This is a genomic window from Nocardia ninae NBRC 108245, assembly GCF_007990755.1.
Taxonomy (GTDB): domain Bacteria; phylum Actinomycetota; class Actinomycetes; order Mycobacteriales; family Mycobacteriaceae; genus Nocardia; species Nocardia ninae.
Genome location: NZ_BJXA01000037.1, coordinates 55971 through 80960 on the forward strand (window position 1 = coordinate 55971; position 24990 = coordinate 80960).

A 24990-nucleotide genomic window follows, 5' to 3' on the forward strand; every position below is an offset into this window, starting at 1 on the left:
GAATTCGCATATTGCCACCCAGCCACCAGCTTCGAAACCGACTGCTGCCGAACACCTTCGAACCTTACGACGGCCGCATCGTCCGAATGATGGCGGCAAGGTATTCATAGTCTTCCGCGCGAGCAGTCGAAGTGCGATATGCGAGGCCAATGGTGCGTCCGGGGGCAGGGGTAGCGAAGTGGGCGGTGCCGAGGGTGCCGCGGGCGGTTTCGGAGGCGACGGCCATCTCCGGGATGAGGGTAACGCCGAGACCGCCTGCGACACACTGCACTACGGTCGCCAAGGAAGCGGCGCGGGTATCGCCAACTGCGGCCGGGTGGACTTCGGCGGAGCGGCACAGGTCGAGGGCTTGGTCGCGCAGGCAGTGGCCCTCGTCGAGCAGCAGCAGGGGCAGCGAGTCGAGGACGGCGGGGGCCAGGTCGGTGCGGCCGGCCAGTTCGTGACCGCGCGGCGTCACCAGCACGAACTCCTCCGTGTACAACGGGATCTCGATCAACCCGGGAATGTCGGTCGGCAGCGCGAGCAGCGCGACGTCGAGCACGCCGGTGCGCAGCCCGTCCAACAGCCGCGCGGTCTGGTCCTCGATCACCTGCGGATGCAACGCGGGCAACTTCTTCTGCAACTCGGGCAAAAGGGCGGGCAGCACATATGGGGCAACTGTCGGAATTATCCCCATTCGCAGTGTGCCGCCGAGACCGTCGCCGGTCGCCGACGCGACGAAACGATCGGCCGCCTCGAGCGTCGCCATCGCCTTGGGCAGCAACCGCATGCCCGCGGCGGTGACGAGCACCCGCCGCGTACTGCGCTCGATCAGTTGGAGTCCGAGCCCGTGTTCAAGTGCCGCGAGCGCCTGCGATAGCGTGGGCTGGCTCACACTGAGCCGCGCTGCGGCAGTGCCGAAATGGCGATATTCCGCGACCGCCACGAACGCACGCAGCTGTGACAGGGTCGGCTGATAAGTCTGATCGGTCACGGCTATCAGTGTAGTGCGACTGATCACCTTTACCTTTCATCGGCCCGTCGGGCAAGATCGAAAGGGAGCTTTTCTGCTTTTCTGCACAGTGCTAGCAAACCCACCAGAACGAGGAGATTAGGCATGGCCTTGCTGACCATCGGCGACCAATTCCCGGCATACAACCTCACCGCTGTCATCGGTGGTGATCTGTCCAAGGTCGACGCTCAGCAGCCTGACGACTACTTCACCCAGATCACCAGCGACGATCACGCGGGCAAGTGGCGGATCGTCTTCTTCTGGCCCAAGGACTTCACCTTCGTCTGCCCGACCGAGATCGCCGCGTTCGGCAAGCTCAACGAGGAGTTCGCGGACCGCGACGCGCAGGTGCTCGGCGCCTCGGTCGACAACGAGTTCGTGCACTTCCAGTGGCGCGCCCAGCACGAGGATCTGAAGACCCTGCCGTTCCCGATCCTGTCCGACCTCAAGCGCGAATTGGCCGCTGCCACCGGCGTTCTCAATGCCGACGGCGTTGCCGACCGAGCCACCTTCATCGTCGACCCGAACAACGAGGTGCAGTTCGTCTCGGTCACCGCGGGTTCGGTCGGCCGCAATGTCGACGAGGTGCTGCGGGTGCTCGACGCGCTGCAGTCCGACGAGCTGTGCGCCTGCAACTGGAAGAAGGGCGACCCGACCATCAACGCAGGCGAGCTGCTCGCCGCCAGCGTCTGAGTCGAGTCGCAACGCACGATCCATGTACAAAATCCCCTGCACTGTTCCCCGTTCCCGCGGGGATGATCCGAACCGAGGAAGCAACGTATGAGCATTGAGAACCTGAAGAACTCCCTCCCCGAGTACGCCAAGGACCTCAAGCTCAATCTGTCCTCGCTGGCCCGCACCACGGTGCTGAACGAGCAGCAGCTGTGGGGCACGCTGCTGGCGTCGGCGGCCGCGACCCAATCGGCGACCACACTGCGTGAGATCGCCGAGGAGGCCGCGGATGTGCTGTCCGAGCAGGCGTACAACGCCGCGCTCGGCGCCGCCTCGATCATGGGCATGAACAATGTGTTCTACCGGGGCAAGGCGTTCCTGGGTGGCCGCTACGACGACCTGCGGGCCGGTCTGCGCATGCAGATCATCGGTAGCCCGGGGGTCGACAAGGCCGACTTCGAGCTGTGGTCGTTCGCGGTCTCGTCGATCAACGGCTGCCAGCATTGCCTGGAGGCGCACGAGCACACGCTGCGTGAGGCGGGCGTGTCTCGTGAGGTGATCTTCGAGTCGCTGCGCGCGGCCGCGATCGTCGCCGGTGTCGGCCAGGCGGTGCAGTCGACCGAAACGCTTGCCGCCGCCACGGTCTGAGCACTCGATCCGAGGCCGCCGACGGTTCATCCAATGAACCGTCGGCGGCCTCTTTCGTCTGGCCGACCTGCGACGACGGCGCAATGAACGGCCGGTGTGGGCTACGCGACAGCTCAGTGTCGGACCGGACTAGTAGGGTCGAAAACATGGGCACACAGGTTGACGTGGTGCGGGTGTTCACCGACGCCGCCGGACGATTCGGCAACGAGCTGGGCATCGCGCGGGCAGCGGACGTGGCCGAAGCCGATCGGCAGGCCCTCGCGGCCAAAGCGGGCTACAGCGAGACCGTCGTGGTGGAGGACCCGGTCGACGAGGTCGCCCGGGTTCGGATCTACACCCCGGCTGTGGAACTTCCGTTCGCCGGCCACCCCTCGGTGGGCACCGCCTGGTGGTTCGCGGAACGCGGCGTACCCGTACGCCGGCTCAGCGTGCCCGCGGGCCCAGTGGCGGTCGAGCTGACCGAGGGCCTCACCTGGATCACCGCCCGCGGCGAATGGGCGCCCGACTTCACCTTCCACCAGATCGCCGACCTCGACGAACTGGCGAACCTGCGCCCCGACGACTTCACCGGCGGCCCGCACTATTTCTGGGCCTGGACCGACGAGAACCGCGGCGCCCTCCGCTCACGAATGTTCGCCCCCACCTTGGGAATTGCCGAAGACGAGGCAACCGGTGCCGCCGCCGTCGCCATCACCGCGCTGCTGCGCCGCGGCCTGGTCATCACCCAGGGCAAGGGATCTCAACTGTTCACCGCCTGGGACTCCGATGGTTGGGTTCGCCTGGGTGGACGCGTAGTCGCCGACCAGTCCGTGGAGATCTGACCGCATAACCTCTTAGCAGGCCGGAATCATTTGCGGCACAGTCGCATCCAGGTCGCCACCCTCAGACCAACGGCACACCGGCGATCGGCGGACTGGTCGGCGCCGCCGATCCGCCGGAGGGTTCGACGCTGACTGCCAGCGTCTCCCCGGGATCGAAGGTCGTCACGAATGGCTTTGCCGTCGAGGGCAATTCGACGAGCACCCCCGCCGACCGCGGCCGCGGCCGTTCACCGACGGGCACCAACCACACCTGGTAGACCCGTCCGGACGGCGGCTCGGCCACTCCGGTGAACGCGACGACCGCGAGTCGCTGCTGGGCGGAGAACTCCACCATGACCGTGCCGCCGCCGGCCACCGGTTTCGTCAGCGTGCGCGAGTCCGGCTGCCGATGTATCCGCTCCGCGGTCGGTACACCGTCGGGCGGGCTACCGATCCGGTCGGCGATCACGCTGCCACCGATCACCAGACAGGCCGCCGCGGCCACCGGCACCACCCAGCGCATGCGCCGCTGCCAGGCGGACGGAAGCCTGGCGCGCCCGTCGTCGGGCAGTGCCGCCAGAATCCGCGCCTCCAGTTCCGGTGGCGGGGCCTGGGCGTCGAGTGCGGCCACCTGCGCCATCACCTCGCGCAACCGCCGCACCGTGTCCGAGAATTCTTGCCGCACAGCGGGATCGGCGGCCGCCAGCCGCTCCTCGATGCGCCGGCGTTCGATCTCGCCGACGGCGTCCAACGCGCACGGGTACGCCAGGTCGAGCAGTTCCGCGTCCGATCGTGGCGGGTTATCGGCCATCGGCGCATTCTCCGGACAAGCAGCTCTCCAGTCTCTTCAGCCCGTCACGGATGCGGGTTTTGACGGTCGGCAGCGGCACCGCTAGGTGGTCCGCGACTTCACGGTACGTCCGCCCGGTGTAGTAGGCGAGCGTGATCGCCTCGCGCTGCGTCGCGGTGAGCGCGGCGAGGCAGCCGAGGACCTCCTGTTCGTCCATGCGCTGCGTCACCGATTCCGCGACGACATCGTGGTCGCGGCCGCCGTGTGAGTGCGCGTAGGCCGATTCCCGGCCTGCGCAGGCGGCTTCGGCGCGCACCCGGTCGACCGCGCGCCGGTGCGCGAGCATCATGAGCCAGCCGATCGGACTGGCCAGTGCCGACTCGTAGCGATCGGCGGTCGACCACACCTGGAGGTACACCTCCTGGCTGACTTCCTCCGCCGCGGCCCGGCTGCGCACGATGCGGGTGGCGAGCCCGAAGACCCGCGGGCTGGTGAGCCGGTAGAACTCGGTGAAGGCAGCGCGGTCTCCGTCGCCGATCGCGGCGAGCAGTGCGACGAGGGTGCGACCGGACAGCGCCGATCGCTGTCGGTCGAACGCGATGGGTGTCGGGTATCCACATAACGAGTGCTCGTCCAGTACGAGAGCACCGACCCGGTGCACCGCGGCGAGAACGCGCTCATTACCCGCGCCTCCCCCACACCCGAGTTTGTCGGGTGCACACCGCACGTCGGCACCTGATTCGTTCGCTACCTCATCGATGACCGAATCTGCCCGCATAGACAGGGGTTCGGTATGGGATGGCGCGCGGATTGGTCTGCAGCACCGGTCAACTCGAAACGGCCGCGATGAGCATGTAGGCGGTACCGAGATCCATCACCACGTGCGGCACCACCGCTGAGCGTTGCCTCGGTCCGGTCAGCGCCGCGACACACCCACCGGAGCGCAGCAGAATGCCCAGGTGGCCCGGCGTGTCGGCGGCGGGACGGCCGACGGCGAAGGTGACCAGTAGCGCGTCCGCCGCAAACAGTGCGGCGAGGCCGAGCGCCGGAATCATGGCGGGTCCGCCGGTGTGGCCCGGCGCCGCGTGTCCGGACATGGCGTACAGCATGGCGGCGGCGGTTACCGTGTGGTAACCCAGCGGCACCAGCCGGTCCATCGGGGTCGCACGAGGCGTACTGCGCCACTCCAAAATTCGGCTCGCCAGCAGGATGGCGAACACCACGGTCATCGCGGTGAGCACCCCGCGCACGGCGACCGGACTCGCACCCGCCGGGAACACCAGCATCGCGAGCATCACCAAGCACATGATGAGGTGCGCGGCATCGGATTCATGATACCCACCGGTCGGTACGGAATCTGCCTTGCGGGTCGAATCACGCTGCCGCCGGTCAGGTTCGGCCACCGGAACGAGAACGGAGCCCCCGGCGTCGTTACCCACGGCAAGTGGCGCAGCCAACCGCCCGAGCACGATCGCCACCGCGAGCAGAAACGCCGCCACCACCGACCACCGCAACGCGGCGTACTCCTGCACGAACTGAGCCACATCCACCACCCCTCCTACGGCGACCGTGGACCTGCCCATTCCATGGTCGCACCCGAGATCGATGAGGGTGCCCTTTTAGCGGACGGCCGCGCGACTTCAGCGCGGCACGGACTGCCGATACCGATCGACCGTCGAGCGAGCGAATCGCCCCGGCGACACACCGCGCCACTGCTTGAACGCGTTCGAAAAGCTCGGCGCGCCCGAATATCCCATCCGATACGCGACGTCCTCGACGGTCAGCCCGGTGGCGAGCAGCTCCTCGGCGAGGGTGCCGAACGTTTCGGCGCAGAGCTGCCGATAGGAGGTGCCCTCCTCGGCCAACCGCCGGCGCATCGTGCGCAGGCTCATGTGCAGCCCGGCCGCGACGTCCTCCTGGCTGAGCCTGCTGTTCATCCGGTGCATCAACATTTCCCGCACCGTGCCCGCCACACCCTGGCGCAGTCCGCGACGCTGCAGCAGATCGTCGCATTGCTCTTCGAACAGCTGCGCGGTGAGCGGACTGGCCTGCGGCATCGGCTCATCGATACCGGTGGCGTCGAACACCGCGAGCTGCAGTTCCGCGGATTCCGTGCTCGGAATCTCGAAGCTGTCGAACAGCGGCGCCAGCCGCGGGCGCAGACCGCCCGCTATCTCGACGCGGACCACCGGCGGCGGCACGCCGAACACCATGAACCAATTGGTCAGCAGCGCAGACACATCGCGTTCGGCGAGGAACGCGCGCAGCTCGCCGGGCAGGTCGCGGTCGTCGCCGTAGAGCAGGATCTCGTCGTCGCGGTAGATGTGCCAGGCGCGGGCGAACGAGGTCATCAGGCTGAAGTAGCGCATGGCGACATCGATGGCCTGGCGCATGGTCGGGCTGCTGAGCACCGCCAAGGCGAGGACGCCGTGGGTGGTGAGGTGGGTGCGCGTGCCCGCTTCGACGCCGAGGCCCGGCGGATCGTCCAGCAGCGTGACGAGATTGCCGACGATGGCGAGTTCCTGCGCCGCGGTGATCTCCCCACCGGGTGTTTTCAGCAGCCGAGGATCGACGTCTGTGCCGCGTAGGCACTGATCCTGGGTGAGCCCGTGATCGTCCCCGAGTTCGACGAGGATCGCCGCGTTTGTTACCGACCGCCGCCACTCCCATGAGGCCACGTATCCATCGTTGCCTGTCGTGGCCGATTTGCGCAAGGTTTCTGGCCGGAGATCGTATGTTCTGCTCTCCCAATGCGGTTCAGCCAGCCGAGCAAACCGTCCGACCGGTTCGCCATGGCCACAATCCGCAAGGTTCTTGGCCGAAGTCGCGATGGACAGCAAACCTGCGACGCGACTGGCGATCGACCCTATTCGCCCTGGCCGGATTGTGCAAAGTGCTGACCCGATATCGCATGGAGCACCACCCAGCGACCCTCTAGCGTTGTACAGAGACGAAGGCAGGCGAAACCATATGTCTCGGAAGACGCTCACTGGCAAACGGATCGCGATCACCGGGGGCGCGCACGGCATCGGTCGCGAGACAGCGTCGGCGTTCCTGGCCGAGGGCGCCGATCTCGTCATCGGCGACGTGGACGTCGGCGCGGTGCGGGCGGTCGCCGATCAGCTCGGCAGATCCCGCGACGGCACCGTCGTCGGACTGGCCCTCGACGTCACCGACAGCGCCCGCTTCGGCAGCTTCCTCACCTACGCCGAACGCAGACTCGGCGGTCTCGACGTTGTGGTGAACGCCGCCGACGTGATGCCGTCGGGCCCCTTCCTCGCGGAGTCGGAAGCCGAATCGGACCGGCAGATCGATATCAACCTGCGGGCGGTGATCATCGGAACCCGGCTCGCCGCAGAACGATTCGCGAGCCAGGGACACGGCCAGATCGTAAACATCGGCACGGTGGGCGGGGTGACCGCGGCGCTGGGCGTCGCCGTGTACTGCGCGACCAAGCACGGCGTGGTGGGTCTCGGCGCGGCGCTGGACCAGGAACTGTCCGGCAAGGGCGTCACCGTCAGCACCGTCGCCTCGGGGTCGCTGGAAGATCCGGCGGCCGTCGCCGATTCCGTGGTCGAGTGCGTCCTGCACGGGCGGGGTGGCCTGATCAGCGTGCCACCCACCAGCTTCCTGCGGGCCGCGTTGCGGCCACCGGGACTGGTGCGCCGCGTGTTCACCCGCAACGGCCGGTAGCGATCAGAGTTCGCGCAGAACGCGTTTGAGCACCTTTCCGGTCGGGTTGCGCGGCAGTTCATCGATGAACACGACGTCGCGCGGCACCTTGAACCGCGCCAGATGCTCCTTGACGTACTCGCGCACCTCGTCCTCGTCGAGTGAATGTCCTTCGCGGACAACGATCACCGCGCGCAGCCGCTGCCCGTACCGATCGTCGGGCACGCCGAAGGCACTCACCTCGGCGACGGCCGGGTGCGCGGCCAGCAGTTCCTCGATCTCACCGGGGAAGACGTTCTCGCCGCCGGAGACGATCATGTCGCCGTCCCGACCATCGATGAAAAGCCTTCCCGCACTGTCGAAATGGCCGACGTCACCGGTGGAGATCAGGTTGCCGACCCGCAACTTGTCGCCTCCGCCGGTGTACCCCTCGAACTGGAAGCTGTTGCCGACGAAGATCCGGCCGGCCTGCCCCGGCGGCAGCTCCGCACCGTCCTCGTCGAGGATTCGCACGGTCGCACTCGGCACCGGCCTGCCCACACAGCCCGGCTCGACGGCCAGGTCGGCGGGGGTGGCGATGGTCGCGTAGGCCACCTCGGTGGAGCCGTACATGTTGTAGACCACCGGGCCGAACGCCTCGGTCACCCTGGTGCACAGCTCGGCGCCCAGCTGTGAGCCCGCGACGAAGATGATGCGCAGCGCCGAGAAGTCTTGACCGGCACGGGCTTCCGGGCCGAGGTCGACCAGCCGCTGCAGCATCACCGGCACCGCGACGAGGGCGGTGGCGCGATGGCGGTGCAGGCTGTCCAGCACCGCCTGCGGGTCGAAGCGGCGGCGGATCACCAGCGTCGAGCCGAAGCCGAGCGCGATGAACAGGTGCGCAAACCCAAGCGTATGGAACAGCGGCGCCGGGCATTCGGTGATCTCGCGGGCCCGGAACGGCACCTTGTCCAGGATCGCGGCGAGCGGGGCCAGCGACGTCGGTTCGCCGCGCGGGGCGCCCTTCGGGGTGCCGGTCGTTCCGCTGGTCAGCAGGATGACCTTCGCGGTGGTGGTGGCGCGCCGCGGTGCGGAGCGGCTCGCGCCCGCGATCAGATTGTCCAATGTGTCGACACCGGGCCGATCGGCCCAGGCGCGATAGCGGCCACGCGGCGGGGTGAGGTCACCGAGCATGTCGGTGTACTCCTCATCGAACACCAGCAGATCGATGCCCTCCCTGGCCACCACCTCACGCAGCTGCGGGCCCGCGAAATCGGTGTTCAGCAGCACGATTCGGGCACCGCACTTGGCGGCGGCGAACACCGCGTAGTGGAAGCCGCGATGGTTGCGGGCCAGGATCGCGACGCCCTCGCCGTCGCGCAGGCCGCGGGCTCGCCAGGCGTTGGCCAGGGCGCTGGTGCGCTCGTCGAGCTCGCGGAAGGTGATCGAGCCAAGTTCGTCGATGAGCGCGGCCCGGTCCCGGTAGCGCAGCGCGGCGACCGAGACGAGCCCGCCGAGCATGCCGGACCGAACGACCGCCGCACCCATCTGGGCGAGCCGGTCGGGCCGTTCCAGGGTCACCAACCCGGCGCGGACCGCCAATGAGGCGTAATAGGTTTCGTCGGCGACCCGGCGGGCGGCGCCCGCGGCCAGCGTGGTGACCTTGGCAAGCTTCATCATTGGGACCCCTTGGCCGGACAGCGAGGTCCGTCTAGCAAGTGCGGGCAAGTGCCCTCTCAGTAAAGCGTGTCCGCTCGGAGTCCGTCGAGTAGTCGCCGCCAGGCATGATGGACAAATGTCTAGCAACACCGACCAGTCCGCTCCCGTGGGCGCTGCTACCGGTTCGATCCCCGGCCTCCGTATCGTCGTCGACGACCTCTCCGGACCGGAGATCGCGGCCCTGCTCACCGAGCACCTGAGCGACATGGCCGCGCACTCCCCTGCCGAGAGCATGCACGCCCTGGACCTGGACGCGCTGCGCCGCCCGGAGATCACCTTCTGGAGCGGATGGGACGGCGACACCCTGGCCGGCTGCGCGGCCCTCAAACAGCTCGACGCCGAGCACGCCGAGATCAAGTCCATGCGCACCGCCGCGACGCACAAACGCCGAGGCATCGCCTCGATCATGTTGCGCCACCTGCTCGCCGAGGCCAACGCCCGCGGGTACCGGCGGGTCAGCCTGGAGACCGGTACGCCCGAGTTCTTCGTCCCGGCCCAAAAGCTTTATGCCGCGCATGGTTTCGAGTTCTGCGGGCCGTTCGGGGATTACGAACTCGACCCGTTCAGCGTCTTCATGACCCGCACGCTCTGAGGTTCGTTCTCCCGCACAGGTTTGGCAGGCAGGGCAGTTCTGCGGCGATCAGTGCCTGTTCTCCCGCAGCAGCTTCGAGTTCGGACGCTTCTTGCGACACCCAGCGGCCGTTCTCCCACACCATGATTCGCGTGCGGGAGACCAGCAGTGCCGGTGCTCCCGCACTGGTCTCACATGCGGGGAGAGCAGCACTCATCCGAGGGCGCGGGTGAACCCCTCGACCATCTCGTCGACCTGAGCATCGGTCATCACGAACGACGGCGAGATCTGCATCGCGCCCTGCCCGGCCGCCCGGCTGGAAACACCGTGCGTACGAAGGGTTTTCACCATCGGCAGCCCCTCGGCGGGGTCGACCAGCTGAACGGCGGCCACGGCACCCAGCCCACTGCGCACCTCGGCCACGCGCGGATGCTCGGCCAGCGGGGCGAGCTTCTCGTGCAGGGTCGCTTCCAGGCGAGCCGACTCGTCGAGCAGGTTCTCGCGCTCGATGATGTCGAGGTTGGCCAGCGCGGCCGCGGCGGCGCCGGCGTGCCCGCCGTAGGTGTAGCCGTGCCGCCACCAGACGCCGCCCGCGAAGAACGGCTCGGCGATGTGCGGTGCGATGAACACGGCACCCATCGGGATGTAACCGGAGGTGAGGCCCTTGGCGGTGGTCATCAGGTCCGGTTGCAGGTCGAAGCGGGACGAGGCGAACCAGGATCCGCCGATCCGGCCGAAGCCGGTGACGACCTCGTCGGTGACGAAGAGGATGTCGTTGTCGCGGCAGATGCGGCGCACCTCGGCGAGGTAACCGGTCGGCGGCAGGTAGATGCCGCCCGCGCCGATGATGGGCTCGCAGAAGAAGGCGGCGATGCGTTCGGCGCCGATCTCCTCGATCAACGCGAGCAGCGACTTGGCGTCGTCCCACTCGACGGTGCGCGCGTCGGCCATCAGCTCGCCGTAGCCCTCGCGGTTGGCCGGGATGCCCGCCAGCGCGGTGCCCGCGACATGCATGCCGTGATAGGCCTTGCTGCGCCCGACCACGATGGTCTTGTCCGGCCTGCCGAGCTCGTGCCAGTAGCGGCGGGCGAGCTTGGCCGCGGTGTCCACCGAGTCCGAGCCGCCGGAGGTGAAGAAGATCTTGCTACCCGGCACCGGCGCCATCGCGGACAACCGCTCGGCGAGTTCCTGGGTGGCCGGTTCGGTGAAGTCGCCGAAGTTGGAGTAGTGCGCGATCCGGCGCAGCTGCGCGGCGACCGCGTCGGCGATCTCGCCGCGGCCGTGGCCGACGTTGGTGAACCAGAGCCCGGCCGTCGCGTCCAGGTAGCGGTTGTCGGCGGCGTCGTAGATGTAGGCGCCCTCGCCACGGGCGACGACGAACGCGCCGTCCCGCTCGACCGCACCCATGTCGGCAAATCCATGCCATAGCGAGTTCATGTGTCCACCTTTACCGGAGGGAGGTGTCGCCCTCCGAATCGTGCCGAGTTCCGTCGAGATCGCTCAACCCGATGGCAACCCGGTCAACCAGGGAAAATCCACTATCGCCGCACCTCGGCCCTATGGTCATTACCACGTTCGACCGCGACCTACTCGGCTGGCGGCGTTCGCAGACGCGCTCGCCCGCCGACGGCCGCTATCGCGATGGCGAGCAGGGTGAAGACGCCGAGCAAGACGATAAGACCGATCGTCAGCGAGATGTAACCCTGCTGCCGGGGGTCGAGGAATGGATACGGGTACCAGTCGACGATCGGGCCGCGGATCAGCGTGTAGACGCCATAGACCACCGGGTAGATCAGCCACAGCAGGACGAGCCGCGGCGACAGCGAGAGTCGCTCGCGGGCCGGGACGAGCACCCAGTCGGCGACCAGCACGATCGGCAGCACGCGATGCAGGATGTCGTTGATCCAGCGATCGGTGAGCATCACGTCGATATTGGCCAGCAGCACCGCGTAAACCACACCGGTGATGAGCAGATACAGCGCACTGGCCCCGCGCAGCACCTCCCAGCGGTGGCCCTGCGGGTCACGCAGGCCGCCGATCAGCAACACCAGCATGCCGAGCACATTCGATTGAATGGTGAAGAAGCTGAAGTAGTTTCCGGTGGAGAACGCGGCCTCGTGCAGGTTCCGCAGCGGGATCCAGGCCAGCGCGACGGCGGCGAGCACACCGAAGGCGATCCGCAGACCTCGGTATATCCAAGCCGTGCCCGAATCGGCGTCCATTGCCCGATCCTCGCATATCAACCCCGGTTAACGCGCCACATCCGGACAGTCCGCACACTGTCGGCAACCCGGCCGCACCGCCTGACGGAAATACCAGTTGCCGCCCTTCGCTACGCTTATGAATGCAATGACCAGGACAGCTGACACCGGACCCCGCGAGCTCCGCACCCGCCTGGCGAATCTCTCCCTCCGCGACGAATACCGGCTGCGCCGCCGGCTCGACCGGGTGCGCGGCGGCGACCTCGGCGAGGTCGAGGTTGAGATCGCCGCGGCCGAGCTCCGCATCGACGCGCGCCGCGCCGCCGTACCGGAGATCCGCTACCCCGAGCAACTGCCGGTCACCCAGCGCCGCGAGGACATCGCCGCCGCCATCGCCGCGCATCAGGTGGTGATCGTGGCCGGCGAGACCGGCTCCGGCAAGACCACCCAGATCCCCAAGATCTGCCTGGAGCTCGGGCGCGGCATCCGCGGCACCATCGGCCACACCCAGCCGCGCAGGCTGGCCGCGCGCACCGTGGCCGAGCGCATCGCCGAGGAACTCGGCACCGAGCTGGGCGACGTCGTCGGTTACACGGTGCGCTTCACCGATCACGCCTCCGACCGCACGCTGATCAAGCTGATGACCGACGGCATCCTGCTCGCCGAGATCCAGCGCGACCGGCTGCTGCGCCGCTACGACACGATCATCATCGACGAGGCGCACGAACGCAGCCTCAATATCGACTTCCTGCTCGGCTACCTCAAACAGCTGCTGCCGCGCCGACCCGACCTGAAGGTGATCATCACCTCGGCGACCATCGACCCGGAGCTGTTCGCCCGGCACTTCGCCGACGAGAACGGCGCTCCCGCACCGATTGTCGAGGTGTCCGGCCGCTCGTATCCGGTGGAGCTGCGCTATCGGCCCCTGTCGCTGGAACTGCCCGGCGCCGACGACGAAGACGACGAGGACACCCGGGTGGTCGACCGCGACCCGGTGGATGCCATCGGCGACGCGGTCACCGAACTGTTCGCCGAGGGCGACGGGGATGTCCTGGTGTTCCTGTCCGGCGAACGCGAAATCCGGGACACCGCAGACGCTTTGCGCGATTTGAAGCTGCCGCGCACCGAGATTCTGCCGCTCTACGCACGGCTGTCCACCGCCGAGCAGCACCGGGTGTTCGCGCCGCACCCCGGCCGCCGGGTGGTGCTGGCCACCAATGTCGCGGAGACCTCGCTCACCGTCCCCGGCATCCGGTATGTGATCGACCCCGGCACCGCGCGTATCTCGCGCTATTCGATGCGCACCAAGGTGCAGCGGCTGCCGATCGAACCGGTCTCCCAGGCCTCGGCCCGGCAGCGCGCCGGACGCTGTGGCCGTGTCGCCGACGGTATCTGCATCCGGCTGTACTCCGAGGACGATTTCGAGTCCCGGCCCGCGTTCACCGAGCCGGAGATCCTGCGCACCAACCTGGCCGCCGTCATCCTGCAGATGACCGCGCTCGGGCTAGGCGATATCGAGAACTTCCCGTTCGTGGAGGCGCCGGACAAACGAGCGATCCGGGACGGCATCGCGCTGCTCGAGGAGCTCGGCGCGCTGGGACGGCGGACCTCTGACTCGAAAGACGCGGCCGAAACCCGCACCGATGACTACGGATTGACGCTCACGCCGATCGGGCGCGACATGGCGCAGCTGCCGGTCGACCCGCGGATGGCGCGGATGCTGGTGGAAGCGCACGGCAACGGCTGTCTGGCGGAGGTGCTGATCATCGTTGCGGCACTGTCGATTCAGGATGTTCGCGAGCGACCCGCCGATAATCAGCAGGCCGCTGACCTCGAGCACGCGCGGTTCGTCGTCGAAGGCTCGGATTTCCTCGCCTACCTGCGACTCTGGGACTACCTGACCGAGCAGCGGAAATCGTTGTCGTCCAACCAGTTCCGGCGGATGTGCCGAGAGGAGTTCCTGCATTACCTGCGGATCAGGGAGTGGCAGGACCTGCACGGGCAGTTGCGCACCATCACGAAGGGCCTCGGGTGGTCGGCCGACACGTCGGAGCGCTCCGAGGCGGAGGACGAACCCGCCGCGGGCAGCTCACGGCGCGGGCGAGGCCGCGGCAAGGGCGCGGAGGGATCACCAGACGGGCGGCAGCAGACCGATAGTGGTTCACGCCGTGGTCGGACGGGCGGCAAGGCTGCTGCGCAATCCGCCGAAAGCCGGCAAGGCGACGAACGACCCGGCGCTACGGCATCGAACCGGCAGGACGCCGGCACTTCTCGCGACGGCCGGACCGGCTCTTCGACCGGCGGCGGGCAGCGCGGGGCGAAGCGGGGACGGCGCGGCGGTGCGCCGCAGGCTGCCGACAGTTCCTCGCTCGACTCCGATGACATGCCGTGGGATGCCACCGGCATCCATCAGGCTCTGCTGGCGGGCATGCTGTCCCATATCGGGCTGCGCGAGGCGGAGTCGCGGGAGTTTCTCGGTGCGCGCAACGCGAAGTTCATGATCTTCCCCGGGTCCTCGCTCGCGAAGAAGCCGCCGCGCTGGGTGATGGCGGCGGAGCTGGTCGAGACGTCGCGGCTGTGGGGGCGGATGGCGGCCAAGGTCGAGCCGGAGTGGGCCGAGCGGCTCGCGGGCGATCTGGTGAAGCGCACCTATTCCGAACCACATTGGTCGGCCAAGCGCGGCGCGGCCAGCGCCTACGAGCGCGTCACGCTGTACGGCATCCCGCTGGTGACCGGCAGGCAGGTGGATTACGGCCGGATCGATCCGGAACTGTCGCGCGAGCTGTTCATCAGACACGCGCTGGTACAGGGCGAATGGCAGACCCGCCACGAGTTCTTCCACCGCAACCGGGAACTGATCGACGATGTCGCCGACTTGGAGCACCGCGCCCGTCGCCGCGACATCCTGGTCGACGACGAGGTGCTGTTCGAGTTCTACGACAAGCGCCTCCCCGCCGACATCGTCTCTGTCCGGCACTTCGACAGCTGGTGGAAGTCCGCGCGCCGCAAAGACCCCGCGCTGCTGGACTTCTCGACCTCGACCGTCGTCAACGCGGGCACCGCGGCGCTGGATCCGGCGGCCTTCCCCGATGCCTGGCGGCAGGGCGAACTCAGCTTTCCGCTCACCTATCAGTTCGAGCCGGGCAACGAGGAAGACGGTGTCACCGTACGGATCCCGGTCGAGCAACTGGCGCACGTGCGGGCCGTCGGCTTCGACTGGCTGGTGCCGGGCATGCGCGACGAACTGGCCGCGGCGCTGATCAAGACTCTGCCGAAGGCGTTGCGGCGCAGCGTGGTTCCGGCGCCGGACTTCGCGGCGCGGGCACTGGCCGCGCTCACCCCGCGCGCCGAACCGATGCGCATCGGGTTGGCGCGGGAGCTGTCTCGGCTCGGTGCGATCACCATCGATCCGACCGACTTCGATACCGCCGCGCTGCCGGATCATCTGCGAATGACCTTCGCGGCGGTCGACAGCGCGGGCAAGGTACTGGCCCGCAGTAAGAGTCTGCCTGCGCTGAAAACTCAGCTGGCCGAACAGGTTTCCGCCTCGGTTGCTCGCGCGACGGCCGGTGCCGAACGCTCGCCCGCCGCGGTGTGGACGTCGGAGTCGTTGGGCACGGTCGAGCCGACGGTTCGTCGTGAGGTCGCCGGACAGACCGTCACCGGTTATCCCGCGCTCGTACCCGAGGGCGAGGGTGTGGCGGTCCGGGTGCTCAGCTCCCCCGCCGCGCAAGCCGCCGCGATGCGCGCAGGCACCCGTGCGCTCGTCCTGAAGGCGCTGCCGACCTCCGTGCGCACCGTCACCTCGAGCCTGCGCCCCACGGAACGCCTTGCGCTGAGCCAGAATCCGTACGGATCGCTGGAGGCGCTGGTCGAGGACTGCCGGGCCGCGGCCGCCGATGAGCTCATCGCCGCCGCAGGCGGACCGGTGCACAATCCGGATGACTTCGCGGCACTGGTGGCGAAGATCCGCCCCGAGTTCGCCACCGCGGTGGCGCGGCTCGTCCGCCTGGTGGTGCCGATTCTGGCCGAGGCACACCGGGTTTCGGTGGCGCTGGCGCAGACCTCCGAACGCGACATCGCCGACGACGTCCGCGACCAACTCGACAACCTGGTCTTCCCCGGTTTCATCGCCGAATGGGGCAGCGCCCGGCTGCGCGAACTCCCCCGCTACCTGCAGGCCGCCGTCGTCCGCTTGGAGTCGCTACCGGGCGCCGCGGTCCGCGACCGGCAGGGCATGATCGAGCTGGACCGCGCCCTCACCGCCTACGACCGGCTGGTCAACTCGCTACCGGAGAACCGGCGGCACGCGCCGGCCGTCACCGAGATCTGGTGGATGATCGAGGAGTTCCGGATCAGCCTGTTCGCCCAGAAGCTCAGCACGCCATATCCGGTGTCCGCCAAGCGTATCGAGAAGGCGGTCGCTGCCATCCGCCGGTAGCTGAACCTCGCGCACTCGCTTGCGCCTCGCTCCGCGGCAACCTGGTCGCCGACCATGAAGCAGCAGATGTACGCAAACTGATTTGTCGCACCAGGAATCGCATGCGATTCCGTGTGCGGGACATCGAAGTGTCTGCGGCTGTTGCTATTCGGCGGGCACCGCGGCCGCTGCACGGGCGCTGCGCATCTCTTGGATCTCGCGTTCGAAATCCGCTGCGGAGGTGAAGGATCGGTAGACCGAGGCGAAGCGGAGGTAGGCGACCTCGTCGAGGTCGCGCAGCGGGCCGAGGATGGCCAAGCCGACCTCGTGGCTCGGTACCTCGGGAGAACCCTTGGCACGCACCGCGTCTTCCACCTTCTGCGCGAGCAGGTTCAGTGCGTCGTCGTCGACTTCCCGGCCCTGGCAGGCGCGGCGGACACCGCGGATGACCTTTTCCCGGCTGAACGGTTCGGTGACGCCGCTGCGTTTGACCACGGACAGGATCGCGGTTTCCACCGTGCTGAACCGCCGCCCACAGTGCGGGCACGCGCGGCGGCGGCGGATGGCCGCGCCTTCGTCGGCCTCGCGCGAGTCCACCACCCGGGAGTCGGGGTGTCGGCAGTACGGGCAATGCATCCGGGGAATCCTTCGTCGATGCGCGTGCTCGCGGCCGGCCCGGCAACCGATCGGGGTGACCGTCCCGGCGAGCACGTGTACAGGGGCCTAGACCCCGGCACCAGGTAAACCTCAGGCGATATGCGGAATACCTGCATAGCACTTCGAGGATACCCGTCCGGGTACCCGGGATGTCTCACTCACCCTGTACCCACCGACCGACGGTCACCGCGGCGGGCCTATTCGACGATCTGCCACTGCGAGGTCAGGTCGGCGATCAGTTCGGGCAGGCGTGGGATCAGGCGGCCACGGGCCAGCTTGTTCCAGAACGACTCGCCGAGCACGACGGGGGCGAGTGCCGGGTCGAGCTCCATATCGATGTGCCGCGGGACGAGGTCGCCGGTGATGTAGGTCCAGCGGGTGTCGCGGTCGGCCCAGTTGAAGTCGGGCAGCGAGGTGCGCAGGGCCAGGGTGCGGCCGCCGAGGTCGGCGCGGACGGTGGCCGGGGCGAACACGCCCGGGGCGCGGACACCGGGCACGGCGGGTTTGCCCGCGATGGTGCTCACGTAGGTGAGGACCCGGCCGATCGGGGCGCGGCCCGCGGCGGTCGCGTCCCACTGGTCGGCGATCACTCTGTTCTGTTCACGGTCGGTCATCCGGATCAGCGCGTCGATATTGCCTTCGCGGGTGCCCTGGGCGATGGACTGCCATGCGGTGTGGATGTCGTCGTCGAGCACGCCCGCCTCGAACATCTCGTCGATGCCACGCATGCCCAGCGCGATGTAGGCCTCGTGCATCGGGACCAGGTCGGTGAAGATGTGCTTCTGCATGATCATCAGCCGGGTCTGGTACCAGGCGACGTCCTCGGCGGTGAGGCGCGAGCCCTCGGTGGCGAGCAGCCGGATGTCGGCGGGCAGTTCGCGCACCAATTCGGGTGGGGTGTGGCGCAAGAGGTCGGCGACGGCGTCCCCGAGTTGGTGGATGCCGGGCACGTCGAGCACCACGCCGACGTCGCTCATGTCGAAGAAGCCGGAGGCGAACGAGCCGCCCGCGATGCCGGCCAGGCCGGTCCAGTAGAACTGTGGGTGCTGTGTGGTGAGCCGCAGGTAGTTGACATACACCTGATTAAAGGTGCGTTCATTGGCTCGGACACCGCGGGCCGGATCCCAGGCCGCGAGGTCGATGGCGGCGTTGCGGGTCGCGACGACCAGCCAGTACTGATGCAGCAGTGTCGCGTACCGGCGCGGGGACACGCCGTCGGCGCGGGCCGCGTCCACCGCGGCGGACAGGGTCGATTCGTCCAGCGGGAGCGCCGGATTCAGCCCGCCGCCGCCCGCGCCGTCACCGTTGACGGCGGGTAAGTCGAGGTAGTCCGCGTAGGCGGGCGCCGCATGGGCGGCCGGTACGGCGGCGACCCCGAAGACCAGACAGAGGGCGATCCCGAGAGTTCGGGCGAGCAGCCGGGTGGAGCGTCCGGCGGTGGCGAGATGCGTCATTGCTAGATGTCCCGAACTCGTGCGTAGGCGACGGCCGCGTGTGGCAAAGGGCTTTGCCAGATCGCGTGTTCAGCACACTAACAACATGTTCTAGTTGCTGATCAACAAATTCGGTCACTCTGCGGCCGCACGATCAGGCCGGTGCCACGTGGTAGCCACGCCGAGGCCGGGAAGCACTGCCCGAAATGTCGGCCGATCTCGTCAACGGGTGCTGACACCTTGCGGCAGCACACTTCCGGGCACGGAATCCACGACCACCGACTGCCCGTCGACCACGGCGGGCACCGTGCTCGGGCCGGCGTCCCCACCCCAATCCCCCGCCCGCAGGTGCGCCAGCGTGATCAACGCGGCCACCACGAGCGCACTCAACAGCGCCGCCACCGCGAGCACGGCGAAACCGACCTGCGCCTGCTCGACCAACTCCACCGGGTGCGCGCCGCGCGCCTGGCGCACCGGCGAACTCCGTGTGCCACGGTCGTATACGACGACGCCGCCACCGGGCCGCGCGCCACGCGGGCGCCGATCCACGGTCGACCGATGCGCCGAATCCACTGCGCGCGTACGCAACGTGCCCCGGTGCACGCGCGGGACCGTCGCGAACGCGAGATCTATCTCCGCCGAATCGGTGTCGCGCAAGTCGACCTCACGCGTGTCGACATCGCGAACATCGTCGACACGCCGTGCGATATCCGTGCCCGGCGCGCCGATCTCCATGTTGATGTCGCTGATCGCAGTGCTCATCGGACAAACCTCCGTGGTGGGTGCTCCGTCTGTGTTCGAGCTGGGGTGTTCGAGCTGGGCGGACCGGTGGGGCTGCTCGGTACCGCTGTTCAGTGCCGCTTTTCGATGCATTGTTCGCTCAGGTGTTCGAAGAACTGATGTTCGATTTCTACCACGTGCCACCGACAATGTCAGCAGGAAACGCCCGACACTCCTCGAACAGATGTTTGAAACATCGGCCCGACCGGACTAGATTCGAAAGACGAAATTCAAGACAGGCCATGCAGGGATATGCCGGGCGGCGGATCAGCCCGGATACAGCACGGAAGGGCGGTTGCGGTGAGGCACACAGACGACACGGGCGTAGAGAGCGAAGGCGGCGCCGACACGGCGGTTACCGAAGCGGATCTCACCGTGCGTCAACGCAAAGTGCTGGAGGTCATCCGGTCTTCGGTGAGCGAGCGCGGCTACCCGCCGAGCATCCGGGAGATCGGCGACGCCGTCGGGCTGACGTCCACCTCCTCGGTGGCTCATCAACTGCGGGCGCTGGAGCGCAAGGGCTTTCTGCGTCGCGACCCGAATCGTCCACGCGCCGTCGATGTTCGCGGCCTCGACGAGGTGGGGCGCGCGGTGACCACCCTGCACGCCGCCGCCGTCGACGAATCCGATACGGGCGCAGCCGATCCGAACCGGCCCACGCCGACGTTCGTGCCGGTGCTCGGCCGAATCGCCGCCGGTGGACCGATTCTGGCCGAGCAGGCCGTGGAGGACGTGTTCCCGCTGCCGCGCGAACTGGTCGGCGAGGGATCGCTGTTCCTGCTGAAGGTCGTCGGTCAGTCGATGATCGACGCGGCGATCTGCGACGGCGACTGGGTGGTGGTGCGCCAGCAGAACGTCGCCGACAACGGTGACATCGTCGCCGCCATGATCGACGGCGAAGCGACCGTGAAGACGTTCAAGCGCACCGGCAAGGATGTCTGGCTGATGCCGCACAACCCGGTGTTCGAACCGATTCCCGGCAATGACGCACAGGTACTCGGCAAGGTCGTCACGGTCATCCGTAAGATCTAGCCGGAGTTCGATACGCGAACGGCCGCACGGTGATCCGTGCGGCCGTTCGCGTCCGATACCGCCGACGCGGATCCGGCGGCATCGTTCACAGCACATTGCCAGCGAGCGCCCAGCGCCTTCACCGCTGCGCGAGTCATGCTCCTGCGGTGACCGTGATCAGCGCCGAACCGGCCCTGCCCGAGGCAACCGCCACCGCAGCGGCCTTCCCCCCGGCTCGCCGCTGGGAGCGGGCCGGACTCGCCGCGCTGCTGATCGGTACGGCGGTCGCGTATCTCTGGCACATCACCGTCAACGGCATGGGCAACAACTTCTACGCCGCGGCGACGTGGGCCGGTTCACGGAGCTGGAAGGCGCTGCTGTTCGGCTCGCTCGATCCGAGCAACTTCATCACCGTCGACAAGCCGCCGGTATCCCAATGGGTGATGGGGTTGTCCGGGCAGCTGTTCGGGTTCAGCAGTGCCAGCATGCTGGTCCCGCAGGCGTTGATGGCGGTCGCCGCGGTCTGGTTGCTGTACGCGGCCGTGGCCCGCGCCACCGGCAGCCGGGGCACCGGGCTGCTCGCCGGGGCGGTGCTGGCATCGACCCCGGTGGTGGCGTTGATGTTCCGGTTCAACAATCCCGACGCCGTGATGGTCCTGCTGATGACCGCGGGCGCCTACTGCACGATCAGGGCGCTGGAGCGGGCGAGCGCACGCTGGCTGGCATCGGCCGGTGTCGCGCTCGGATTCGCGTTCCTGGCCAAGATGCTCGAAGGGTTGATGGTGCTGCCCGCGCTGGGTGTCGCCTACCTTCTTGTTGCGCCCACGACGCTGCGCAATCGGTTGTGGCACTTGACCGGCGCCGCCGTCGCGCTGATCATCTCATCCGGCTGGTACGTGGTGCTGACCATGCTGTGGCCCGCTTCGTCGCGGCCCTACCTCGCCGGGTCGACGAACAACACGTTCATGGATCTGGTGCTCGGTTACAACGGATTCGCGCGCTTCCTCGGCCAGAATCACAAGGGCGGCAATCTCTTCGAGCTGCCGCCCGGTTACGAGATGCCACACGACCTCGGGGCAGGCTTCGGCGGCTTCGGCGGATCGGGACCGTCGAGGCTGTTCACCGGTGAGATCGGATTCGAGATCTCCTGGCTGCTGCCCGCGGCGCTGCTGGCCTTCGGGATTGTGCTGGCGTCACGCTGGCGGGTGCCGCGCACCGATCTGATACGCGGCGCGGCAATGGTTTTCGGACTGTGGCTGATTATCGATGGGATCGCGTTCACCACCATGCGGGGTGGCATGCACGCTTACTACACCTTGGCCATCGGGCCTGCCGTCGCGGCGATGTTCGCGCTCGGTGTCCACGAAGCTTGGCGGCGGCGCGACGAGCTTTTCGGCCGAATTGCCGCTGCCGCATTGGTTCTGGCTACGGCTGGGTGGTCTTTCGTTCTGCTGCAACGTAACTCCGAGTGGCTGCCTTGGCTGCGCTGGACCCTGCTCACCGTGGCATTGCTCGCCGCGCTCGGGCTGCTGGCCGGTGCCTTCCCCGCCGTATCGCATCGGCTGCGCACTCGGACCACCTCGGTGCTGGTGATCGTGGGCGTGCTGGCCGGACTCGGCGGTTCCACCGCCTACGCAGCGGCCACCCTGCCGCAAGCGCATGTAGGCGGCAGCCCGACCGTCGGGCCCGCCGAACCCGAAAAGAACAGCCCCGCAAACGAAGTCCGCCGGGCCGTCACCGCATTCCTGGACGGCTCGACCGAACCGCAGGTCGTCGAACTGCTTCGGAATACTACGACCACCTGGTCGGCAGCTGTCGATCGATCCTCGACCGCCGCGAGCCTGGAGCTGGCCAGTCGTACCCCCGTGATCGCCATCGGCGGCTTCACCTCCGACGACCCGGTGCCCACCCTCCCCGACTTCGAGCATTTGGTCAGCGCCCACCAGGTCACGTACTACCTCTCACAGGAAGTGAAGTTGCCCGACGCCTGGAAAGTCGCCGATCAGCCGGGAATCATCCCCGAACCGGACCAGCCGCACACCGGCAACGGCCTGTGGCGACCATCCGGAAACAAGGACATCGCGGAGTGGGTCGCCGCCCATTACACCCCCGTCCACTTCGGCAACGTAGCTGTCTACGACCTGACGGCACCGCCGCGCTGACGGTCATGATCGACGGGACATAGCGGCGGCACAGTGCGAGTAGGGCCGCCGTCATGTCCCGGTCGATCATGGAGTTATGGCCGTGCAGAACTTCCCGCTGCAGACGATCCCGGTATCGGTGCCGCCGGACCGAATCAGGTTGCCTCGGCCGGTCGGGTAGCGACGACCCCGGCCAGGATGACGTGCAGGCCGTGGACGAACTCGGCGTCGGGATCAGCGGTGAAGAGCTCGCCCACCAGCGCCGTGGTCAAGGGGTATCGCGTTGCGTCGATGAGGTTTTCGAGGCGCTCGGGCCGGTAGGGGTTGTCGTCGTACTCGGCGCCGGCTCGCGCCTGCTCTTCGATGACGAAGCCGATGGTGTAATGCAGCAGGATCGGGAAGACGCGGACCGACTGGACCATCGCGAAGCCCGCGTCCGCCAGCGTGCGCAGCGTCAATTCCACTGTGCGCCACATTGCTTCGTCGTTGACATAGGTGCCCGCGAGCACCTTCGCGCCGTCCCGGTAGCGCAGCATCGACCGGCGCAATCTGGCGGCGAGCTGGATGGTCCAGTCCTGCCAGTCTTCCCCGCGCCGCGGTGCCTCCAAGCCGTCGACAGCGGCGACGAAGACGGTGCGTGCCATCGCGTCGAGTAGTTCGCGCTTGTTCTTCACGTGCCAGTAGAGCGCGGGGGCCTGCACGTCGAGTGCGGCGGCCACCTTGCGCATGGTCAACCCGTCGAGGCCGACGTCGTCGAGAAGGTTCAGCGCCGCCTGGGCGATGACCTGGGTATCGAGCTTCACAGCCGCCTCCTGTTCCGAACCGGTTGACAGCTTAACAATGTTCATGTCTCCTTAACAGCGTTAAAGAGCTTAACATCGTTAAGGAGAAGGTCATGGAGACGACCCATGTAGTTGTCGCTGGTGGCGGGCCTACCGGACTGATGCTGGCCGCTGAATTACGACTGGCCGGAGTGGACGTTGTTCTGCTCGACGGGCTCGCGCAGCGCACCGGCGAATCGCGGTCCGGCGGCATCCACGCCCGCACTATGGAGGTCCTCGACCAGCGTGGACTACTCGACTGTTTGCTGCCACAGGGGCGCATCCTGCAGGCCGGCCATTTCGGCGCGCTCCCTTTGGATTTCAGCGACTTCGACACTCGTCACCCATACATGCTCGCCGTGCTGCAGTCGGTGGTCGAGCGCGAACTCGACCGGCACGCAACCGAACTCGGGGCGCCGGTCCGGTGGGGATCGCCGGTCGTCGGGTTCCAGCAGGACGCGACGGGGATCGACGTCGAAGTCGGCGGAGCGGACGGCACCCACCGGATTCGGGCCGAGTACCTGGTCGGTTGCGACGGCGGGCGCAGTGCGGTCCGCAAGCTGGCAGGCATCGACTTCGTCGGCACCGACGCGACGATGACCGGGATGCTCGCCGATGTCGAACTGGCCGAGCCACCTTCGGAGCAGTTCTTCGGTCACCGTCGCGGCGGCGGCGATTTCTCCGCGGTCCAGTTCGAGCCCGGCTGGTACCGGCTGGTCGTCCAGCGACACGACCTCGTCATGCCGCGCGGATCAGTCCTGACGTTCGAGGACTTCCGGGCCCACTTCGCCGAGATCGCGGGCACCGATTTCGGCATGCACAGTCCACGCTGGGTGACGCACTACGGTGACGCGTCCAGGCAGGCGACGCGCTACCGCGACGGGCGCGTGTTCCTGGCCGGAGATGCCGCGCACATCCACTACCCCGCAGGCGGCCAAGGCCAGAACCTGGGAGCTCAGGACGCGGTCAATCTCGGCTGGAAGCTGGCAATCGCCTTGCACCGCAACGGATCAGACGCTGTGCTCGACACCTACGAATCCGAACGCCATCCGGTCGGTGCCCGCGTGCTGAACAACACCAGGGCGCAGACCGCGCTACAACGGCCCGGCGCGCATACCGAAGCACTGCGCGCTGTGCTGGGCGACCTGATCGACATGGACGTCGTGCGACAACGACTCGGACTCATGATCACCGCCCTCGACATCCGCTATGACGTCAAGGGCGATCATCCGCTGGCCGGACGGCGGGTGCCCGACGGTGATCTCACCACCGACGCAGGTACCACCCGGGTATGCGAACTGCTGCGCCCAGGCCGACCGATCCTGTTGCGCCTCAACGGAAACCAGAACACGTCGGCAGCGGGCTGGCTCGACCGAGTCGACGTGATCGACGCCCGCACCAGCGCCACCCACTGGCCCGTCCCCGGCGTAGGCGACATCGCGGTTCCCGCCGCCATCCTCATCCGACCCGATGGTTACGCAGCCTGGGTCAGCTCCGAACCCAGTACCGACGGCCTCACCGAAGCACTGACCACCTGGTTCGGCCCAGCGGCCTGAGCCATCGGCGGGCTGCAGAGTGCCCATGCGGCGTTCACCTCCATGCTGTCCCGGTCGGTGCTCGATGCCCGGTGCCCGGTGCCCGGTGCCCGGTGCCCGGTGCCCGGTGCCCGGTGCCCGGTGCCCGG

General features: G+C 67.8%; 21 protein-coding genes. 9 read left to right on the forward strand and 12 right to left on the reverse strand.

Going from position 1 to position 24990, the window contains the following annotated elements:
* Nucleotides 1–64 precede the first annotated feature (64 nt).
* Nucleotides 65–973, reverse strand: coding sequence for a hydrogen peroxide-inducible genes activator (locus NN4_RS24765; protein WP_147135924.1), 909 nt, complete (start codon nt 971–973; stop codon nt 65–67).
* A gap of 123 nt (nt 974–1096) precedes the next feature.
* Here NN4_RS24765 and NN4_RS24770 point away from each other — a divergent pair, with 123 nt between their 5' ends.
* The 3 genes from NN4_RS24770 to NN4_RS24780 all read left to right on the forward strand — a co-directional run bounded on the left by NN4_RS24770 (nt 1097) and on the right by NN4_RS24780 (nt 3132).
* Complete coding sequence (locus NN4_RS24770) at nt 1097–1684, forward strand: peroxiredoxin (protein WP_107658151.1); 588 nt, start codon at nt 1097–1099, stop codon at nt 1682–1684.
* A gap of 87 nt (nt 1685–1771) precedes the next feature.
* Complete coding sequence (gene ahpD / locus NN4_RS24775; protein ID WP_135232238.1) at nt 1772–2311, forward strand: alkylhydroperoxidase, AhpD family; 540 nt, start codon at nt 1772–1774, stop codon at nt 2309–2311.
* A 146-nt stretch (nt 2312–2457) separates the two neighbouring features.
* Nucleotides 2458–3132 (forward strand): PhzF family phenazine biosynthesis protein, encoded by a 675-nt coding sequence (locus NN4_RS24780; protein WP_147135927.1) that lies wholly within the window; start codon nt 2458–2460, stop codon nt 3130–3132.
* Nucleotides 3133–3193: 61 nt separating this feature from the next.
* On the opposite strand, the gene NN4_RS24785 is transcribed toward NN4_RS24780, so the two are convergent.
* From NN4_RS24785 to NN4_RS24800, 4 genes are all read right to left on the reverse strand, one after another.
* On the reverse strand, nt 3194–3922 hold the full coding sequence (locus tag NN4_RS24785) for an anti-sigma factor (RefSeq protein WP_147135930.1): 729 nt from the start codon (nt 3920–3922) through the stop codon (nt 3194–3196).
* Nucleotides 3912–4502 carry an ECF RNA polymerase sigma factor SigK gene (sigK, locus tag NN4_RS24790; protein WP_246181067.1) on the reverse strand — a complete coding sequence of 197 codons (591 nt, stop codon included), beginning with the start codon at nt 4500–4502 and terminating at the stop codon, nt 3912–3914. The genes NN4_RS24785 and sigK overlap by 11 nt, the downstream gene beginning before the upstream one ends.
* Nucleotides 4503–4728: 226 nt before the next feature.
* Entirely contained in the window at nt 4729–5451 is a 723-nt protein-coding gene (locus tag NN4_RS24795; RefSeq protein WP_186818618.1) for a DUF5134 domain-containing protein, read from the reverse strand.
* A 90-nt stretch (nt 5452–5541) separates the two neighbouring features.
* Complete coding sequence (locus NN4_RS24800; RefSeq protein ID WP_147135936.1) at nt 5542–6579, reverse strand: AraC family transcriptional regulator; 1038 nt, start codon at nt 6577–6579, stop codon at nt 5542–5544.
* A gap of 292 nt (nt 6580–6871) precedes the next feature.
* Here NN4_RS24800 and NN4_RS24805 point away from each other — a divergent pair, with 292 nt between their 5' ends.
* Nucleotides 6872–7594, forward strand: coding sequence for an SDR family NAD(P)-dependent oxidoreductase (locus NN4_RS24805; protein ID WP_186818619.1), 723 nt, complete (start codon nt 6872–6874; stop codon nt 7592–7594).
* A gap of 3 nt (nt 7595–7597) precedes the next feature.
* Here NN4_RS24805 and NN4_RS24810 read toward each other — a convergent pair whose 3' ends face one another.
* Nucleotides 7598–9229, reverse strand: a complete 1632-nt coding sequence (locus NN4_RS24810) for an acyl-CoA synthetase (protein WP_147135997.1) — start codon at nt 9227–9229, stop codon at nt 7598–7600.
* A gap of 118 nt (nt 9230–9347) precedes the next feature.
* On the opposite strand from NN4_RS24810, the gene NN4_RS24815 reads away from it, so the two are divergent.
* Nucleotides 9348–9863, forward strand: coding sequence for a GNAT family N-acetyltransferase (locus NN4_RS24815; protein WP_147135943.1), 516 nt, complete (start codon nt 9348–9350; stop codon nt 9861–9863).
* A 192-nt stretch (nt 9864–10055) separates the two neighbouring features.
* Here the strand turns inward: NN4_RS24815 and NN4_RS24820 are convergent, their stop codons facing one another.
* Both NN4_RS24820 and NN4_RS24825 read right to left on the reverse strand, forming a co-directional pair.
* A complete protein-coding gene (locus tag NN4_RS24820) occupies nt 10056–11279 on the reverse strand; it encodes an aminotransferase family protein (RefSeq protein WP_147135946.1) in 1224 nt (407 codons plus the stop codon).
* Between the two features lie 149 nt (nt 11280–11428).
* Nucleotides 11429–12064 carry a Pr6Pr family membrane protein gene (locus NN4_RS24825; protein ID WP_147135949.1) on the reverse strand — a complete coding sequence of 212 codons (636 nt, stop codon included), beginning with the start codon at nt 12062–12064 and terminating at the stop codon, nt 11429–11431.
* A 127-nt stretch (nt 12065–12191) separates the two neighbouring features.
* Here NN4_RS24825 and hrpA point away from each other — a divergent pair, with 127 nt between their 5' ends.
* Nucleotides 12192–16484: an ATP-dependent RNA helicase HrpA gene (gene hrpA / locus NN4_RS24830; protein WP_147135952.1), complete on the forward strand. Its 4293-nt coding sequence runs from the start codon at nt 12192–12194 to the stop codon at nt 16482–16484.
* Between the two features lie 144 nt (nt 16485–16628).
* Here hrpA and nrdR read toward each other — a convergent pair whose 3' ends face one another.
* The 3 genes from nrdR to NN4_RS24845 all read right to left on the reverse strand — a co-directional run bounded on the left by nrdR (nt 16629) and on the right by NN4_RS24845 (nt 19315).
* On the reverse strand, nt 16629–17099 hold the full coding sequence (nrdR, locus tag NN4_RS24835) for a transcriptional regulator NrdR (protein ID WP_147135955.1): 471 nt from the start codon (nt 17097–17099) through the stop codon (nt 16629–16631).
* Between the two features lie 218 nt (nt 17100–17317).
* Nucleotides 17318–18574, reverse strand: coding sequence for a hypothetical protein (locus tag NN4_RS24840; protein WP_147135958.1), 1257 nt, complete (start codon nt 18572–18574; stop codon nt 17318–17320).
* 201 nt (nt 18575–18775) lie between these two features.
* Nucleotides 18776–19315, reverse strand: a complete 540-nt coding sequence (locus NN4_RS24845; protein ID WP_147135960.1) for a hypothetical protein — start codon at nt 19313–19315, stop codon at nt 18776–18778.
* 318 nt (nt 19316–19633) lie between these two features.
* Here NN4_RS24845 and lexA point away from each other — a divergent pair, with 318 nt between their 5' ends.
* Complete coding sequence (gene lexA / locus NN4_RS24850) at nt 19634–20365, forward strand: transcriptional repressor LexA (protein WP_186818620.1); 732 nt, start codon at nt 19634–19636, stop codon at nt 20363–20365.
* Nucleotides 20366–20511: 146 nt separating this feature from the next.
* Entirely contained in the window at nt 20512–22506 is a 1995-nt protein-coding gene (locus tag NN4_RS24855; protein ID WP_147135962.1) for an ArnT family glycosyltransferase, read from the forward strand.
* 134 nt (nt 22507–22640) lie between these two features.
* Here the strand turns inward: NN4_RS24855 and NN4_RS24860 are convergent, their stop codons facing one another.
* Nucleotides 22641–23288, reverse strand: a complete 648-nt coding sequence (locus NN4_RS24860) for a TetR/AcrR family transcriptional regulator C-terminal domain-containing protein (RefSeq protein WP_147135965.1) — start codon at nt 23286–23288, stop codon at nt 22641–22643.
* A gap of 92 nt (nt 23289–23380) precedes the next feature.
* On the opposite strand from NN4_RS24860, the gene NN4_RS24865 reads away from it, so the two are divergent.
* Nucleotides 23381–24862: an FAD-dependent monooxygenase gene (locus tag NN4_RS24865; RefSeq protein WP_147135969.1), complete on the forward strand. Its 1482-nt coding sequence runs from the start codon at nt 23381–23383 to the stop codon at nt 24860–24862.
* Nucleotides 24863–24990 lie beyond the last annotated feature (128 nt).